Origin of the sequence: Nocardia sp. NPDC058705, assembly GCF_042749305.1 — a bacterium.
Lineage (GTDB): Bacteria > Actinomycetota > Actinomycetes > Mycobacteriales > Mycobacteriaceae > Nocardia.
The window spans coordinates 137,955-155,419 of record NZ_JBHYRN010000016.1 but is presented as its reverse complement, the minus strand read 5'-3'; the positions used below and the strand labels follow the sequence as shown (position 1 = coordinate 155,419).

The 17,465-nt window shown below is 62.0% G+C and carries 13 protein-coding genes; 7 read left to right on the top strand and 6 right to left on the bottom strand.

Annotated elements, in window-relative coordinates; translation table 11 throughout:
- Positions 1-254: 254 nt before the first annotated feature.
- Positions 255-920 carry an SIMPL domain-containing protein gene (locus ACFW6D_RS19760; protein ID WP_379330070.1) on the bottom strand — a complete coding sequence of 222 codons (666 nt, stop codon included), beginning with the start codon at positions 918-920 and terminating at the stop codon, positions 255-257.
- Between the two features lie 365 nt (positions 921-1,285).
- Here ACFW6D_RS19760 and ACFW6D_RS19755 point away from each other — a divergent pair, with 365 nt between their 5' ends.
- The 3 genes from ACFW6D_RS19755 (at position 1,286) to ACFW6D_RS19745 (ending at position 5,692) form a co-directional block, all read left to right on the top strand.
- On the top strand, positions 1,286-2,584 hold the full coding sequence (locus tag ACFW6D_RS19755; protein ID WP_379330068.1) for an RNA-guided endonuclease InsQ/TnpB family protein: 1,299 nt from the start codon (positions 1,286-1,288) through the stop codon (positions 2,582-2,584).
- Positions 2,585-2,840: 256 nt separating this feature from the next.
- Positions 2,841-4,739 carry a 1-deoxy-D-xylulose-5-phosphate synthase gene (gene dxs, locus ACFW6D_RS19750; RefSeq protein WP_379330066.1) on the top strand — a complete coding sequence of 633 codons (1,899 nt, stop codon included), beginning with the start codon at positions 2,841-2,843 and terminating at the stop codon, positions 4,737-4,739.
- Positions 4,740-4,831: 92 nt separating this feature from the next.
- The gene (locus ACFW6D_RS19745; protein WP_379330064.1) at positions 4,832-5,692 is read left to right on the top strand and encodes a 3-hydroxyacyl-CoA dehydrogenase NAD-binding domain-containing protein; all 861 of its coding nucleotides are present in this window, start codon (positions 4,832-4,834) and stop codon (positions 5,690-5,692) included.
- A gap of 5 nt (positions 5,693-5,697) precedes the next feature.
- On the opposite strand, the gene ACFW6D_RS19740 is transcribed toward ACFW6D_RS19745, so the two are convergent.
- The 5 genes from ACFW6D_RS19740 to ACFW6D_RS19720 form a co-directional block, all read right to left on the bottom strand.
- Positions 5,698-6,537: a class I SAM-dependent methyltransferase gene (locus tag ACFW6D_RS19740; RefSeq protein ID WP_379330062.1), complete on the bottom strand. Its 840-nt coding sequence runs from the start codon at positions 6,535-6,537 to the stop codon at positions 5,698-5,700.
- A gap of 136 nt (positions 6,538-6,673) precedes the next feature.
- A complete protein-coding gene (locus ACFW6D_RS19735) occupies positions 6,674-7,432 on the bottom strand; it encodes an ESX secretion-associated protein EspG (protein ID WP_379330060.1) in 759 nt (252 codons plus the stop codon).
- A gap of 2 nt (positions 7,433-7,434) precedes the next feature.
- Positions 7,435-8,730: a hypothetical protein gene (locus ACFW6D_RS19730; protein WP_379330058.1), complete on the bottom strand. Its 1,296-nt coding sequence runs from the start codon at positions 8,728-8,730 to the stop codon at positions 7,435-7,437.
- 2 nt (positions 8,731-8,732) lie between these two features.
- Positions 8,733-9,125: a hypothetical protein gene (locus tag ACFW6D_RS19725; RefSeq protein ID WP_379330056.1), complete on the bottom strand. Its 393-nt coding sequence runs from the start codon at positions 9,123-9,125 to the stop codon at positions 8,733-8,735.
- 23 nt (positions 9,126-9,148) lie between these two features.
- Positions 9,149-9,679 (bottom strand): DUF3558 domain-containing protein, encoded by a 531-nt coding sequence (locus tag ACFW6D_RS19720; protein WP_379330054.1) that lies wholly within the window; start codon positions 9,677-9,679, stop codon positions 9,149-9,151.
- Positions 9,680-10,021: 342 nt separating this feature from the next.
- On the opposite strand from ACFW6D_RS19720, the gene ACFW6D_RS19715 reads away from it, so the two are divergent.
- From ACFW6D_RS19715 to ACFW6D_RS19700, 4 genes are all read left to right on the top strand, one after another.
- Positions 10,022-11,626 carry a serine/threonine-protein kinase gene (locus ACFW6D_RS19715; protein WP_379330052.1) on the top strand — a complete coding sequence of 535 codons (1,605 nt, stop codon included), beginning with the start codon at positions 10,022-10,024 and terminating at the stop codon, positions 11,624-11,626.
- 256 nt (positions 11,627-11,882) lie between these two features.
- Positions 11,883-12,212, top strand: coding sequence for a type VII secretion target (locus tag ACFW6D_RS19710; RefSeq protein ID WP_379330050.1), 330 nt, complete (start codon positions 11,883-11,885; stop codon positions 12,210-12,212).
- Positions 12,209-16,834: a DUF6531 domain-containing protein gene (locus ACFW6D_RS19705; protein ID WP_379330048.1), complete on the top strand. Its 4,626-nt coding sequence runs from the start codon at positions 12,209-12,211 to the stop codon at positions 16,832-16,834. The genes ACFW6D_RS19710 and ACFW6D_RS19705 overlap by 4 nt, the downstream gene beginning before the upstream one ends.
- Complete coding sequence (locus ACFW6D_RS19700; RefSeq protein WP_379330046.1) at positions 16,835-17,308, top strand: hypothetical protein; 474 nt, start codon at positions 16,835-16,837, stop codon at positions 17,306-17,308.
- Positions 17,309-17,465 lie beyond the last annotated feature (157 nt).

Sequence of the window (17,465 nt, the reverse complement as noted above, 5' to 3'; positions counted from 1 at the left end):
GCCCCAAGGGGCCGCCGGTTAGCCGCCGTTGCTGGCGGCTGCGCCGCTTCGCAACGGCGTCTAACCGGCGACCCGGCCGCGACCGGCCACTGCGTGGCCGCTGCTCCCTAGGGGTCGCAGGTGCGGGGTTGGGTCGTGCGGTCATGGCGGAACTGGGTGCACGGTGTGGCTGGGAGTGCGGTCATGGCGGAACTGGGGAACGGTGTGGCTGATAGTGCGGTGATAGCGGATCTAGGGTGAACGGTGTCGGTGGGTTAGTTGAGGGCCCAGGTCACCTGGACGGTTGCGCCTACTTCGGTTTCGCCGGGGACCATGGGGACCGGCGAGCTGGCGCGGGCCATCAGCATGGGGGAGGAATCCATTTCGGCGCTGATGTCGTAGGCGCGGGAGGTGGGGGGAGTGGTGTCCTCGGTGATCTGTAGGACCGGGCCTAGGGTGACCCCGGCTCGGGTCGCGTACTGCTCGGCTTTCGCTTTCGCGTCGTCGAAGGCCGCGTCGCGGGCTTGTTCCAGCAGGGGAGCGGGGTCGGCGATGGTGCGGTTCAGCCCGCCCAGGCGCACATCGTCGCCGCCCGCGTTGACGGCGGCCGCGACGGTCTCGGCGGGATCGGTGCCTTCGCGCAGTGAGACGCTGAGCCCGGTGGATGCCACATACCCGGCGATCTCGGTGCGTCCGTTGTCGGTATAGACCGTTTCGGTGCGCACGCTCAACCCGCTGGTTGCCATGTCCGCGTCACTCACTCCGGCTGCTCGCAGCGCCGCGACGACCGCGCTCACCCTATCTCCGGCCCGCCCATAAGCGGCCACGACGGTGTCGGCTCGCGATTCCACCGACAACGTCAACCGGATCAGGTCGGGGACCGCGCGCACCACTCCGCGTCCGAAGGTGGTCGTGCTCGCCTGCCAGGACTTCTTGCTCACCGCGGTACTCCTGTCGGTCGAAGGCTGCTGTGCTGCTCAACGTCTCGCATCAGGAACGAGTTCCGTGGCGCGGCTCAAAGCCCGCTGGGGTCCGCTGTATTCCTCTCGAGCCGTTTCCGCGAAGCCATGACTGTTCCCGAGCAACATCGGAGCTGTTTGCGCCGGGAGTCATCGCCTCGCTGGATCGGTTGAGTGATGTCGGCCCAGCGTTCCGATAGACGATAGCCGTGCGGTATAACTAAACCTGAACCTGTTGCCTAGTGGTGGGATTCGACCGTCTGTTCAATCGCGTGTTCGCGGTGGAGAGGTGCGTGGCTGATGGAGCTCGAGACCCGACCTCGATCGACCGACGGTTTCGTAGAATCGTGTTGACCGGACGAAAGTACCGGCTCGCATTCACCCCGGAACAGGCCGAGTTCGCTGGGAGTATTGCGGGGATCTGCCGTTCGGTGTGGAACACCGCGTTGGAGCAGCGTCGGGAGTATCGGCGGCGCGGTGCGTGGATCAACTACCACGAGCAGGCCGGTCAGCTCGTCGATGCGAAGACTGACCACAGATGGTTGAAGCTCGCACCATCGCATGCGTTGCAACAGACGCTGATGGACCTGGACCGGGCGTGTCGTGAGCATGGCACGTTTCGGGTCAAGTGGCGGTCCGTACGTCGATGGTCACCGTCGTTCCGGTTTCCCGCTGGCGATCAGATCACCGTGGAACGGCTGGGGAAGCGCTGGGGACGCTGCAAGCTGCCCAAGTTCGGGTGGGTTAGGTTCCGCTGGTCACGTCCCCTCGGTGGCGCGGTGCGCTCGGCGACGGTGTCGAGCGACGGGCACCACTGGTCTGTGTCGTTCGTGGTCGACGACGGCCGAATTACCCCTGGTCGGCATCCTTGTGCCACCGCAGTGGGAGTTGATCGTGGGGTGGTTGTCGCCCTCGCCTGCTCGGACGGCACGCTGCGCGACCGTCAGTTCCGTACCTCCGGAGAAGCGCGCCGGTATCGAGCGTTGCAGAAGCAGCTTTCCAGGCGCCATAAGGGCTCGGTGAACAGCAAGAAGACGATCGCCGCGATGGGTCGGATCAAGCGTCGTGAACGCGACCGCCGATCCGATTTCGTGTCATGGACCGCGAATCGACTGACCACCCGGCATACCCTGGTTGCGCTCGAGCAGTTGAAGACCCGGAACATGACAGCGTCGGCGAAGGGAACCGTTGAACAACCGGGTTCGAATATCAGGCAGAAGGCCGGATTGAACCGCAGCATTTTGGACAAGGGCTGGTACAAGTTCGAGTCGGCGTTACACAATGCTGCGCGGTATACGGGTACAACGATCGTGAAAGTCTCTGCCGCCTACACGTCACAACGCTGTTCGGTGTGTCGCATGGTTGATCCGGAATCACGTGAGAGTCAAGCGGTATTTCGGTGCACTACCTGCGGGTTTACCGACAATGCGGACGTGAACGCGGCGAAGAATATTCTTGCCGACGGGCTGTCGGTGTCTGCCTGTGGAGACTTCGGGATTGCCCGGTCTGTGAAGCAGGAACTAGGTGGGAACCCGCGAGGCGTTACCACCCCGACCACCGTTGAGGTGAGTTGGAATCCAGAGGCTTCGGCCAGAGGAGGACGTCAACTCGTTGAACGGCTCGCGAGAGAAACGGCGTCACGGTAGGCGGCGGCTTCGCCGAGTCAGGAGGAGTTGCGCGGGGAGATTGTCCTCACAGCTGATCGGCTGGTGAGGTCCCCGGCCTGAAGCCCGCTGAACCCGAATTCAGCTCGCGCGGCCTGCTCAGCGGCATAGGCCGACATCGGGACCGCGACCGTAGACCTCGCATCGCACACTCTCGGAAGGGGCCGCGAGCCTGTGCCCGTCAGGCGGGCAAATACACTGGGCGGATCACACTGTAATCCGGAGGGAGCGAGTTCAGGTGGGAGTGCTGTCGCGGGTGGATTCACCCGAAGATCTGCGCCGGCTGAGCGTGCCGCAACTGCGCGAACTGGCGGACGAGATCCGCGAGTTCCTGGTGCGCAAGGTCGCCGCCTCCGGAGGCCATCTCGGCCCCAATCTCGGCGTGGTCGAGCTGACCATCGCCTTACACCGGATCTTCGATTCGCCTGCCGATCCGTTGATCTTCGACACCGGCCATCAGGCCTACGTGCACAAGATTCTCACCGGCCGCAAGGACCGCTTCGACTCGTTGCGCTCGCGCGACGGTCTGTCGGGCTACCCGAGTCGCGCCGAGAGCGAACACGACTGGGTCGAGTCCTCGCACGCCTCCGCCGCGCTGTCCTACGTCGACGGCCTCGCCAAGGCATTCGCGCTCACCGACCAGAACCGCACCCCGGTCGCGATCGTCGGCGACGGCGCGCTCACCGGCGGCATGTGCTGGGAGGCGCTCAACAACATCGCGGGCGCGCCCGATCGTCCGGTGGTGGTGGTGGTCAACGACAACGGCCGCTCCTACGCCCCCACGATCGGTGGTCTCGCCGACCGCCTCACCGCCCTGCGCACCCAGCCCGCCTACGAGCACGCCCTCGACGCCGGGAAACGCATCCTGAAAAGCATTCCCGCCGTGGGGGATTCGGCGTATTCGATGGTCCACGCGCTCAAAGCCGGGATCAAAGACGCGGTGAGCCCGCAGGAACTGTTCTCCGATCTGGGCATGAAATACGTGGGCCCGGTCGACGGCCACGACCTCGTCGCCCTCGAAGCGGCTATGCGGCGCGCCAAGGACTTCGGCGGTCCCGTCGTCGTGCACGTGGTCACCCGCAAGGGCAACGGCTACGAGCACGCCGAGAACCATGTCGCCGACCAGATGCACGCCTGCGACCCGATCGACCCTCTCACCGGCCGACCCCTTGCTGGCAAGAAGGCCAAGGGCTGGACCGCGGTGTTCTCCGAGGAGCTCATCGAACACGGCGCGCGCCGCGACGACATCGTCGCCATCACCGCCGCCATGCCCGGCCCCACCGGTCTGGCCGCGTTCGGTGAACGCTTCCCCGAGCGCATGTTCGACGTCGGCATCGCCGAACAGCACGGCATGGCCTCGGCCGCCGGCCTGGCGCTGGGTGGCATGCACCCGGTGATCGCCATCTACGCCACCTTCCTCAACCGCGCCTTCGACCAGCTCCTGATGGACGTGGCGTTGTTGAAGCAACCCGTCACGGTCGTGCTGGACCGTGCGGGCGTCACCGGCCCCGACGGTGCCAGCCACAACGGCATGTGGGACTTCTCGCTGCTCGGCATCATCCCAGGCATCCGCGTCGCCGCCCCCCGCGACGGCGCTACCCTCCGCGAGGAACTCGCCGAAGCCCTGGCCGTCTCCGACGGTCCGACCGTGCTGCGCTTCCCGAAAGGCAGTGTCGCCGAGGACATCACGGCCGTGGAACGCGTCGACGGTCTCGACGTGCTCCGCCTGGCCGTCCCCGGCGCGGGCTCGGCGCAGTCCCAGCACGGCGACGTCCTGATCGTCGCCGTCGGCCCCTTCGCCGAGACCGCCATGAAGGTCGCCGAACTCCTGGAACCCCAAGGCATTTCGGTCACCGTCATCGACCCGCGCTGGGTCATCCCGGTCTCCGACACCCTGGTCAAGCTCGCCGAGAACTACCGCCTCGTCGTCACCGTCGAAGACGGCGGCCTGCACGGCGGCATCGGCTCCACCGTCTCCGCGCGCCTGCGCGACGCCGGCCTCGACGTCCCCACCCGCGATCTCGGTGTGCCTCAGCAGTTCCTGGACCACGCCTCCCGCAACGAGATCCTCGAAGAACTCGGCCTCACCCCCGACGCCATCGCCCAGCGGATCGGCGGCTGGCTCCACGCCCGCTGATCAGCGCCGCGTGTCGGGCCTCGCCTCGCTCGGCCGCCACGTACCCTCGCAGCCGAACGGTCTACTCGCGATTCCGACTCGGAGGAGAGTTCATGGCGAAGGTGGCGATCGTCGGGGCCGGTGTGATCGGCCTCGGGTGGGCGAAGCTGTTCGCGCGGGGCGGTTGGGATGTCGCCCTGGCGGATCCACGCCCCGACCTCGACCAGATCGTGCACGACGAACTCGCCGGCCTTTCGGTCACGACCTATCCGGAGGCCGCAGCGGCAGCCGAAGGCGCCGACTACGTGCAGGAGGCAGGCCCCGAACGTCTCGAGTTCAAGCACAAGCTCTTCGCCGAACTCGCCGCCGCCACCGCTGACGGTGTCGTTCTCGCTTCCTCTTCGTCGTCCCTGCTGCCCACCCAGATCGCCGAGGGCAGCGCCGCCGCGGACCGCATCCTGATCGGCCACCCGTTCAACCCGGCGGACCTCATGCCGCTGGTCGAGGTCGTGCCCGGCGAGCAGACGTCCAGCGCGGCGATGGACCGCGCGATGCAGGTCTACCGCGACCTGGGCAAAACCCCGATCCGATTGCAGCGCGAAATCCCCGGTTTCGTCGGCAACCGCCTCCAGAAGGTCTTCAACGACCAGTCGATCTACCTGGTACAACAGGGCGTCATCGCCGCAAAAGACCTGGACGACCTGGTCAAAGCCTCCCTGGGCCTGCGCTGGGCCACCGTCGGCCCCTTCGAAGGCATGAACCTCGGCGGCGGCCCCGCCGGCATCCGCCACCTGATGGAGAATGTCGGCTCCCAGATGACCTTCGAGATCGGCTCACCCGACAAGTCGAAGATGGGCATGATCGTCAAGGAAGTCGACGACGCCTACGGCAACGGCGAGCAGAACTACGAACAGGGCGTGACGGCCCGCGACGACAAGACCCGCAAGATCCTGCACGTCCTCGACGAGGACTGAACCACTCAGTCGCGCGGCCGCCGGGCCACGACACCAAAATTCAACGGAATCCGCGGCTTCCCCTCCGGCAACGTCCAACCCTGCTCGCAGGCAACAAGATCCGCGAACGCGGGCCAATCCATATAGGGCAACTCCACCACCGACTCGATCACGAGCCCCGCCCCGAGCAACGCCCCAACAACCTCACCCAGATCATGCCGCCACTCGTGATTGACGGTGTGCTCGACCTGCCCCGCCGAATCCTCGGTATAGGTACCCGAATCCGAGTAAACCCGAGCATCCCCACCCCCGAGATAATCGTCATCGATCTCCCACGGCTCGAACCCCATCGCCCCCAGAATCGGATGGTCGTCTCGAATCAAGAACACTCCACCGGGTTCGAGCAGGTCGTGGATCGAGCGCGCCCAGGCGGTGAGTTCCGGCAGCCAGACGATGGTTCCCGCACTGGTCACGATGGTGTCGAATCGCCGATCGATGAGGGTCGAGGCGAACCGCGCATCCCCTTCGATCCACGCGATGTCACGCCCGTCAGCCTCAGCGATCCGCGCCGCATGCCGCAACGAATTCGGCGAGAGATCAAGCCCACACACCTCGCCCGCCCCCAACCGCGCCCACGACACAGTGTCGGTCCCGATATGACACTGCAGATGCAGCAGCGACAGCCCCTCGATCCCGGATTCCGGGAGATGCGGCGCCAACACCGCGAGATCGTTGCGCACCACCGAGGAAATATCACTCGGATCGGCCAAGAACGCATCAACGTCGTACATCTGCGACCGCACGTGCACATCGGCCCGATCGTCCCAATTCGCCCGATTGGCAGCGATCGCTTCGGCTTCGAGCACGGCGGAACCTTTCAACGGCGACGTGATGACGAGAACAAACGCTAGCGTCGAGCACACATCGGGTCGACTGATTATGTGCCGCCGGAGTAACACCATCGACCCCCGCCGCAGCTCGCGACGGGGGTCGATGCGTTGTCTATCGGTAAGCGGGCTCGTTGTCTTCGCGATAGATCGCGAGCGCCGACTTCATCAACCGCACCAACGACCCACGCGCATCACCGATATCGCCCGGCCGGGCCTCGATCTCCGAACCACGTTCGCTGACCAGGTAGCGACCGTCCGGGAAATCCATCACATGAAAACCCTGACCCGGCTGCGGCCGGTTGTCCATCGCGGAACCCGGATAGCCGGCCACATACACCAGCGTCGACCGCCTGCGTCCGAAGAAGTCGTCCGCTTTCTGCTGCGGAGTGCGCCGATCGGCCGCCCACGGATCGTAGGGCGTTTCCTCGTCGAGGTCATTGCGGTTCATCCTGAACCCGTCCCCGCCTGCCGCCCCCGTCTTCGGCAGCCGGGCAAGGAGTTTGTCGGGCAGCTGCTCGATCTCGAGCGTGCTCATCCGGATGTCGCCGCCCTCGGAGTCGAGTGGCACCCGCTGCTGTTCCACCAACACCGCCTGATGCCCACGCACCGCCGCGAACGACCGCAACTTCTCCTCGTCGCCGAAACCAGCGAGTTCGAACCGGGCCTCCGGGTCGAGCAGAATCCGCACCGCCGCATCGAGAGACTCGTCGTACATCGGCAGAATCCGTTGCGCCTCGGCCTGCCAGAGCCGGTCGTAGTCGTCCACGGTCACGGCATCGGAATGCGTCTGCAGGGGATAGGGCAGCACATCGCGATCCGCGGACCGCCACAGCACGGTGAACCCGAGCGCGCTGAATTGCCACTGAGCCACGGTCATTCTCCGATCACGGGCGGAACAGTCTTGGCGCGCTGATCCTCGCCGAGCCCGGTGAGCTCTTCACCGTTCTCGATGTTGATCAGATAGTCCTTCGTCCCGGCTTCCTTCTCGTCATCGCCCTTCCCGCGCCCGCCACCGGCACCCATACCACCCATGCCGGACATCCCGCGACCCGCGCCACCAGATCCCGCGCCGCCCGCAGCTGCGCCGCCCTTTCCGGCCGCAGCGCCACCCGGCGTGCCAGGCACCGCCGCTCCTGGAACGCCTGAACCGGGTGTGCCCGCGCCGGGCGATCCACCACCCGGCGATCCGCCGGTCCCCATCGGTGTCGTCGAGGCAGGCGTGGTGCCTGCTGGTGTGGTCGGCGTGGTCGGTGTTGTCGGCGCGGTGGACTGTGGCGTCGTCGCGGCCGGTTCCGTGCTCGACGGTGTGGTGTCGTCACCGGTGTCGTCGTCGGACGGGTCTTCCGTCGTCGGCGTCTGGGTGGTCGGCTGTTCGGTGGTGGGTTGTTGGGTCGTGGGCTGCTGGGTGGTGGGTTTCGTGCCCGTGGTGCCGTCGTCACCCTTGTCGTCGCCAGGCTTGGCCCCGGTTTCAAGGGGATTGTACGGCTGCGGCACAAGGGGGACGTCGGTGTCCGCGATATCGATCGCGGTGTAGTAGATCCCCCTGATCACCTCCGCCCCTTCGGATTTCGCGGTGTCGGCGTTGTGGCTGTCCATCTTCCAGGTGGGTCCGGGGATGTAGCTCGCGATCCCGCTGATCGTGGAGCCTTCGTGCGGCTGAACCCGATCCCTGGCGATCTGCATGGCCGACTCGACCACTTTCACCTTCTCGGCCATCATCTGCGCCGACGTCAGGAGGCTGCCCGACTTGTCGACGTATTCCTTGATTCCGGCCCCGGCACTGGCTCCCGCGTCGCCGACCCACTTCTCGGCTATCGCGGCGGCGATCTTACTGTCGTAAGTCTTGAATCCTTCTTCGAGCTTGTTACGCAATGTCTCCCAGCGGGTGTGCAGCGAGTTGACATCGGCCATCGACATCGCGGAAACACGCTCGTAGAGGTCGGACATACCGCTCGGTTCTTCGTATGTGTGAACCTTTGACCCTTGGTAAGTCCCATCGAATTCGGACTTCAAATCCGCCAGTCGATTTCGTGCGATGTGCGCGTCCGGGCTCTCGTCCGTAGAGCGGGTCGGCTTGCTGCCGTCGGCGTAGGCCTTCAACGTGAGGTAGGCGTTGCCGCCCGGCAGGGAGTTGATGGCCGCGGTGCCGAGGGTTTCCAAGAATGACATTCTCAACCACCATTGGGAAGGTTGGCGCCCTGTGAAGTCAGAGCTTGTGCTTGGGCTATCTGCTGGTCTTCGTACTTTTTCACCGAGATCTCGATGGTGTCGCGGATGAGTTCGAGGACTGCGATGTGCTCCTCGAAGGCTGTTTTGAAGTCTCGTTCACCGCCGATGGCCTTCATGCCGAGCATCTTCGCCAGCTCATCGGCGGCGGTGAAGCGGCCGAGCCCGGTTACGCTCGCCAGCATCTGTAACTCATTCTTCAGCTGCGTGAATAGGGCAATTTGTGTATTGCTTGCGTCGCGACAGCTCGTCGCTACCGACGGATCCAAGTAGAGGCGCCCAGCTTTAGCCTCTTCGTTCAAATACTGCCAGCGGGACTTTTCGTCAGTTGGAGCCACCGCACCCCCTAATTAGTCGGAATTTACTGTGGAAGAAGTGGAACGATCGCTTCTGCAATCGGGATGAGTCGTTCGCACGGCGGCACAGACTTCGACTTAGAGCTCACATTGAGCATGCCGAGCTGTATGAATCCTGTACTTGTCGGAAACGCAATTGTGCAGTCTTCATCGGCGTCGTTGATGCTCAGCCGGTATTGTGTTCCAGTGCGGCCTGCGATCGTAATTTCTGCGAAGTCGACATTTCCGGGTTTGGCTTTGACTTCAGCGATGGTATGCACCGAAGATGCCACTGAGATCCCGTAGTTCGGTGGGAACTCATTCTCCTCCCACAGGCAGATTCTCCACCCCGGCTCTTCTGCTCCGAGAATGCCCGACCGCTTCGATGCCAGGTCGATGTCGAGGCTGGTCAACGTCGAATCCGGAATCTGGGAACACGGATCCCACAGCGCCGCAGTCGCCGCCGACAGATCCGTAGTCGAACTCGGCTGCGCATTCCCACTCTCAGTGGAAGAACACCCACCCACCGCAAGCACCCCACACAACACCGTGGTCACCACCGCAGACCGTCGCCGCACGAGCATCCTCCATCTTCCCCGATCACCGAGCCACACCGTCCGGCCGAGCCCGCACCAACCCCACGGCAGCCCCGAATGCTCCCCGCACCCGGCCACCCCGTCGTCCCGCACAGCCTACGACACCACCCCACCCAATTCACCCCACCGCTGACTTTGCTGCGGACCAGGCCGACACCATGATCACCTGTCACACGGATCCCGCAGATCACGGTGCGCCGCGCAGGCCGACCCCGCGCGCGGTCGCAAGCCTGTCCCGCGCAGGCGATCCGGTCTGAACTACGCTCGGGCTCTTGCTGTCGGGACACGAGGGAGGGTCGGCAGGTGCTCGAAGGCGCGGTTTTCGCCGGATATGCGATCGAACGTCAGTTGGGGCGCGGCGGCATGGGTGCGGTGTATCTGGCCAAGCATCCGCGACTGCCACGGTTCACCGCCTTGAAGCTGCTGAACGAGGAACTGTTCTCCGACAACGAGTTACGCGCGCGCTTCGAACGCGAGGCCGACTTGGTCGCGCAGCTGGAACACCCGAACATCGTCACCGTGTTCGACCGCGGTGCCGACGACGGCCGCCTGTGGATCTCGATGCAGTACATCGACGGAATCGACGCCGCGACAGTGCAGCCGCGCGAGCTCGCACCGGCGCGCGCGATCCAGATCGTCGCGGAGACAGCGAAGGCACTCGACTTCGCGCACAGCCGCGGCGTCCTGCACCGCGATGTGAAACCCGCCAACATCTTGCTGGCCGCAGCCGCCGACGGCCGGGAACGTGTCTATCTCACCGACTTCGGCATCGCCCGGCTGGTCGACGAAGTTGGCAGCAGGCTCACCCAGACCGGTTCGTTCACGGCGACGCTCGCCTACGCCTCGCCCGAACAGCTCACCGACGCCACCATGGACGGCCGTTCCGACCAGTACTCCCTGGCCTGCACCCTGTATTGGCTGCTGTCCGGCGCGGCACCGTTCGAATCCACGAACCCCGCCATGGTGATTCAGGGCCACCTCCAGCAGCACCCGGCGCGCGTTACCGCGACGCGTGCGGGTCTGCCCGCCGCTCTGGACGCGGTCCTCGCACGCGCGATGTCGAAACACCCCGCCGACCGGTTCGCTTCGTGCACCGAATTCGCCGCCGCGGCACACCACGCGCTGGCCGGATCGGCACTGCCGGTGGCACACCCCGGCGCAGGTATCCGCCCGGCCACCCCGGCCGAGCCGTTTGCCCCGCAATGGCCGACCCCACAACCGATTCGACCGCGAACACCCATGCCGCGACCAGGTTTCGGACACGTACCGGCCCCGCGCAGGCGCTCCAACGCAGGCGCTGTGGCAGCCGTCTGTGTCGCCGTCGTAGTCGCCGTTGTCGCGGGTATCGGCGTCTGGGCCACAGTCGACCGCAGCCAGGCACCGCCACAGCGACACCTCGAGGAGATGCGCCAGGCCTTCCCACGTTTGCTCCCCACCGCCGAAGTGCCCGCAGGCCAGGAGTACGCAAGAGGGCAAGGCTTCGGCGAGATCTACTGCAGCGGAGACGTGGGCGATCCGAGGGCCTTCTGGATGCCCGGCGAGCAACATCCAGAATTCGGAACTCCGACCGCGCTCTGGGAATGTAGCTACGCCAACAGCTACATGATCCCAGCGAGCAACACCCTGTGGCCGTATCTGAAGATCTTCCGCTACGAGTCCTCGGCCGAGGTGAAAAAGGTGACCGATGGCCTGGTCGGCGCGCTCACGGAACAGGAAGCCAAAGACGGTCAGACCTACACGAACTACAAGTGGGGCTCCGAACCGAAGTCATCTCCCCGCATGCTCACCGTCTTCCCCGGCGACCCACACCGAGAGCGCTACATCATGTACTCCCACGGCCAAAAGGCAAACAACGGCGTCTCCATGCCCCAGCTCATGGATTGGTGGAAATCCTTGCCGCTCACCTGATCGCCGCCCCGAAGCCGGTGTACCGGCATGCCACTCCTTCGCGCCCTTAGACGCATCGAACGCCCCTCCGGTTCCATCGAATTCACCACCCACGCTTTGCAGCCAACATCCGCTACGCTCGGCCATTGGCACTGCGTGCCGCAGGTCTGATCTATCAGCGTCGGCCCTGTTCGATCACGTTCGACACCGCAGGTCGAGGGCAGGGAGTGCCCACCGACCGGGTGGCTTTACAGATGATGAGGGGCGGGCACACACCATGACCAGCGCAGGCGGGGAACTCAAGATCTCCCCCGACAAGATCAAATCCCACGCCACCAACGTCACCTCCGCCGGCTCAGGATTGACCGAAGCTCTCGAAGCTGCCCAAGCCGTCTCCGCCCCGTCCGACGCCTTCGGCAAACTCTGCGCCTTCCTCGGCCCTCTTTTCGTCGACGCGGTCGAGACCGACGGTATCGACGCCATCCAAGCCGCGATCGACGCCTTCGGTACCACCAGTTCGAACCTCACCGCCGCAGCGGATGCGTTCACCACCCAGGACACCAGCAACGCCGCCGCACTGAAGACTCAACAATCGGGTCTGTCGTGACCAACCCGTTGATCGCGGCCAAGGAAGACACCACCGACTGGTCCACCGGTATCAGCCTGGTCAGCTCCGTGACCGACCTCTCCGACGCCATCTCCGGTGGTTCCTGGATCGAAGTCGGCCTCGGCGTCGTCGGCCTCGGCGCCGAAGCCGTCTCCCTCGTCGTCGACCCCCTCGGCACCCTCGCCGGCTACGGCGTCGGCTGGCTCATCGAACACTGCCAACCCCTCCAGGACGCCCTGGACTGGATCGCCGGTGACCCCGCCCAGATCGAGGCCTACGCCAAAACCTGGGACAACGTCGCCACCCGCATCAGCGAAGTAGCGACCGCCCAGAACAAGGCTGTTGCTACTGATGTGTCGGACTGGACCGGCCTCACCGCCACCGCCTACAAAAACGCAGCCTCCAACACCACGAACTTGCTCACCGCGGCCAACACCGCCGCCACCGCTGCGGCGTCAGCGATCCGGATGGCGGGTGGGATCGTGGCCGCGGTCCGCGAGACAGTCCGCGACCTCGTCGCTCAAACCGTCGGCCGCCTCGCGGTCTGGGCTGCGGAGTTGGTGTTCTCGGTCGGTTTGGCGACCCCGCTGGTCGCGATCCAAGCCACCGCCTATATCGCGAAAACCGTTTCCACGATCTCGAAGCTGTTCTCCAAGCTCGCCAAAACGATGGACAAGCTGAAACCGCTTCTCAAGCAACTGAAGTCCGCGTTCGGTGATATCGCGAAAGCGTTCAAGAAGACCCCGTCGAAGACGACGAAGAACACCGACAACACCACCACCACCAGCCCTGCGGGCACCAAGCCGGCTGACACCTCGACGTCCCCGTCGAGCACCAAACCGTCTGACACGTCGACGAATCCGGCGAGCACGCCAGAGACACCAGCCAAAACTACTGAGAACCTGGACAGTGCAAGCACCAAACCCGCGAACACTCCGAGCGATCCTGCCCAGTCCAACAGCGGAGCGGGCAAGAAGTCACGCGAAGGTGACCCTGAAGATTCGCAAACCCCTGACGACAAAACGACCTGCGGTGACCCAGTTGACGTCGCGACTGGGGAATTCCTTTTTCCCGCTTCGGACCTTGCGCTGGACGGCGTACTGCCAGTCAAGCTCAATCGTTGCCATCGATCCAGTTACCGGTTTGGGCGCTGGTTCGGGCCTTCCTGGACCAGTACGCTAGATGCACGCATCATTGTTGACCATAGCGGCGTTACTCTGATCAATGAGGATGGAGTCCTCCTAGCCTATCCCCACACTGCTCCCGAAACTCCCGTCCTCCCTCTACACGGGGGGTTGCAATGGACACTCACCAGGTTAACTAATGGCGGCTACTGTGTCCGTGACCTTGATCGAGAGATCGCCTGGAACTTTGCTGCCCTCACCAAGGACAGCCAACTGTCAGGTGACTATCCGATCGCCGCAGTTTCTGACCGTCATAGCAACTGGATCCGATTTCACTATGGTGATGACAACGCGCCAACTGAAGTTCGATCCTCTGGCGGCTACCATGTTACTTTCACCACCGAATCCGGGCGCATAACTTCCGTCTCCGTAAACGGAACCCGCGCCGATGGTACCGCAGTCGTCACCAAGGTCCGTGGATTCGAATACAGCAGCGGTAACCTAAGCGCAGTCACGAACGGAATTGGCGGAACTACGCATTACACCTACGATCGTAAAAATAGAATGCTGTCGTGGCGTGACTCCAACGGTAGCAAACTCGCCAACATTTATGATGGCCAGGGCAGGGTCGTCTCCCAGCAGGGCACTGATGGTATAACCTCGGCACGCTTTGAATATGAAAACCACCCTAGCTCCCGCGACTATTTTTCCCGCACCATCTATACAGACTCACTTGGTGCGACGACAACATTCGAATTTGATGAACTACTTCGCCTCCGGACCCGCATAGATCCGCTCGGCACTGTTTCATCCAATGCCTGGACGGCCGACGGAAAACTTCAGCGGCACGTCGACTCAGATCTTTCGACAACGACCTATATATACAATGAAGACGGAAAACTATCTACGATAGTACGCCCGGACGGGCTTCGGATCGGCATCTCCTATCAAGGTAGGAATTGTCCAAGTTCTATCACTCATGTCGACGGATCAGTTACAAGGCGCGAGTACGATAGACGTGGAAACCTAATAGCTACTATTAATGCGGATGGGATACGGACCGAGTATTCTTATCACTCCAACGGTGCGCTGCATACCATTTCCGAAGCGGAAGCGATTGTGGCAGTGTTTGACTGCGATGCGGCTGGCCGGACGACCAGTGTCGTTGACGTATGTGGCGCTGTAAGGTCGATCGAGCGGGATCACTTTGGCCGGCCAGTCGCAGTTACGAATCCCCTTGGTGCGACCACCGAATATGAATGGAATCCAGAAGGTCGACTGCTTGAGCGTCGCGACTTCGATGGTAACAAAGAAAATTGGACCTACGATCGCGAGAATAATGTTGTCGCGCATACTGACCTTGCTGGCTCTACAACTGCATACGAATATGGCTACTTCAATCTTGTTCGAGCCTTAACGGAGCCTGGCGGCGGAACTACGCGGTATACCTGGGATACAGAACGTCGCCTACTTGAGATATCTAACCCTATTGGTCAGACGTGGAGCTACACATATGATGCGGCGGGGCGTGTAACGTCGGAAGTAGACTTCAATAATTCATCGACTCACTATCAGTATAACTCCTCGAGTCAAATCGCGGCGGTTATGCCAGCAACTGGGGTGGCACGGTATCATAGCTACGATAACCAGGGGAGAATATCTGGAATTCGTGCAGAATCTGGAGAGTGGGTCCGCTATCGGCATGACCCTCGAGGGTATCTCGTCAGCGCATCCTCTGGAGAAGGTGATTCGACGACCCATACGCTGGAATTCGATGTTACTGCAACGGGGGCAATTTTAAATCAGATACTCGACGGTTATACGCAGATTGAGAACGCATACGATAGTAGAGGTCGGCGAACTTTTCGAAGGTTGGAGAGCGGTTCGGAATCCTATTGGAATCGGGATATCTCCGGTCGAATCGATAGTATGGTCAGTGACGGTCATTCGATCGACTTTGATTATAACAATGCGGGTCATTTGGTCAATTGGAAGGTCGATAATGTTGAGATAATCCGCGAGGTTTCTCCGAGCGGGCGGGTCATCTCGCAGAGCGTAGCCGTGCGTGGGCCAAACCTTCCTGATCCACTGGGCGACCAGCAGAAGCTTCTCAATGCAGGACATATTAGGTGCGACGAATATTCGTATCGCGTCGACGGTCATCTTCTTGGTTGGTCTACGAATCGCCGGGGCGCCTCCGTTCGCGACAGGGCATTCGTGCTAGATAATCGTGGTCGTGTCGCCGAAATCGCCGATAATGACTTACCCGCCCACCGATATGTCTACGACAATTTGGACAATATTGTCGATGAAACGGCCGATTCCGACATAGAACACTGCGGTGCAGATGCATCGGAAAATGGCGGCACAATATTTGGTCGACGAGAGTACCGAGACAACCTGCTGGTTAGAGCTGGTCGAACTCGGTACTACTACGACCCAGCGGGCCGACTTATTCGGAAGACTCGAGCTAGGATATCGCGAGAGCCTGAAACCTGGCACTTTCGCTACAACGCTTTCGATCAGCTGGTTGATGTCTTTACGCCGGAGCGACATTGGTGGACGTATACCTACGATGCCTTCGGCCGAAGAACAACAAAACGACGTCGAAGTAGCTCTGGCGCGAAGCTCGAGTCGGTGAAGTATATATGGGAGGGCACCACCCTCTTGGGAGAAGTTCGTGGCGATCAGGAAATTCGATGGGACTATATTCCTGGGACGTTCAGGCCGATTGCGCAGAGGACATTCCGAGATGGCTCCGAATCTGAGTCTGCCGTTGTGGTGACGGACTCCATCGGAATGCCGACGGAGCTGATCGATTCTTTCACCGGTGTATCGCTTGCCGTAGCCTCCTCCAACCTCTGGGGAATTACCACTTGGTCTGGTTCTTCTTCAACTCCCCTTCGCTTTCCTGGGCAGCAGTATGATGTTGAAACAGGACTTCACTATAATCTTGCGCGCTTCTACGACCCCGAGACGGGTAGGTATCTGACCACCGATCCTCTCGGGCTCGCGCCATCACCGAACCCGAATACGTATCCTTATAATCCGACAAGTTGGGCTGACCCGCTGGGGCTAGAGCCTGACGGTGATCTGGTTCGGGTATACCGGGGAACAGACGCCGGAGTCGAGCATCAGGTCCAGAGGGAGAATGGTTTTATGATGAGTGATGCGGCGCGGCATGAATACTATTCGACTGGTTCTGTCGAAGAAGCGTTGAAGGCCTCGCAACGGGCGCATACTGAAGCTATCGATGAATGGGGGTCGCTTGATAACTATATTCAAGCGCATGGAGAATGGGGGCAAGAAGTAGGACGAGATGGATTCGGTCCTCGAAGCATGATGTCGTTCACAACGGATGAAGATGTCGCTCGTCGATTTGGTGATACGATATATACTGCGTTGGTGCCTCGAAGTTCAATCCATCCACAGACTCTTCCAGGCGCTGGTGAGAGCGAGGTGTTAATTCCACACATGGTTCAAGTAACGAGGTTATAGATGAAAAAGAAGTTCGTTGTCGGCCTGTATTCCGCAGACTATTACCCGCGATGGAGCAGGGACGTAGGTGAAAATCCCCCGACTAATAGTCGAAATGTAGACTTAGGTGCTTTCTTGAGTACCAGCCAAAAAGTGCGCAGGGTGGATGTTACGACTGGCTCTGGCGCCGTCATTCCATTATTTCTGCATTGGAGTGACGCGACGGATCTCGATGCTTTGGACCGCAAGATTATCGAGGATCTGCCACACTACGATGACTTGGGCGGCGCCCTGTTTGGTACCGATATGCCAGTCAAATGTCCGAATTGTGGAGCCAGGTTCGTAGGGATCGTGGTGGAGCCTACGTTCACTGTTGTAGAGTATCGGGAAACACGATTTGGCGATCACGACTACGTGGAATGTTGCCCAGTTTGCGAGAAGAAGTGGCGCACCGGTGTTCTCGAACTGATTGGCCGAGTTGAATCAGAGAGTTAGACGGCCTTCCGTCGGATCGGTCGTGAGTGTCCTATCCGCCCGGCTGCACGGCTTCAGTACTCCGATTGCCATCCTTTTGGGCCATGCTCTAGATGGATCTCGATACCATCTGGGTATCCTACGGCGGTCAGCACTGAACCCGTCTCCGGTTGATGCA

Coding starts and splice junctions, on each gene's coding strand:
- ACFW6D_RS19730 (WP_379330058.1), bottom strand. CDS start 8,730: ATGTCATTCTTGGAAACCCTCGGCACCGCGGCCATCAACTCCCTGCCG.
- ACFW6D_RS19745 (WP_379330064.1), top strand. CDS start 4,832: ATGGCGAAGGTGGCGATCGTCGGGGCCGGTGTGATCGGCCTCGGGTGG.
- ACFW6D_RS19700 (WP_379330046.1), top strand. CDS start 16,835: ATGAAAAAGAAGTTCGTTGTCGGCCTGTATTCCGCAGACTATTACCCG.
- ACFW6D_RS19710 (WP_379330050.1), top strand. CDS start 11,883: ATGACCAGCGCAGGCGGGGAACTCAAGATCTCCCCCGACAAGATCAAA.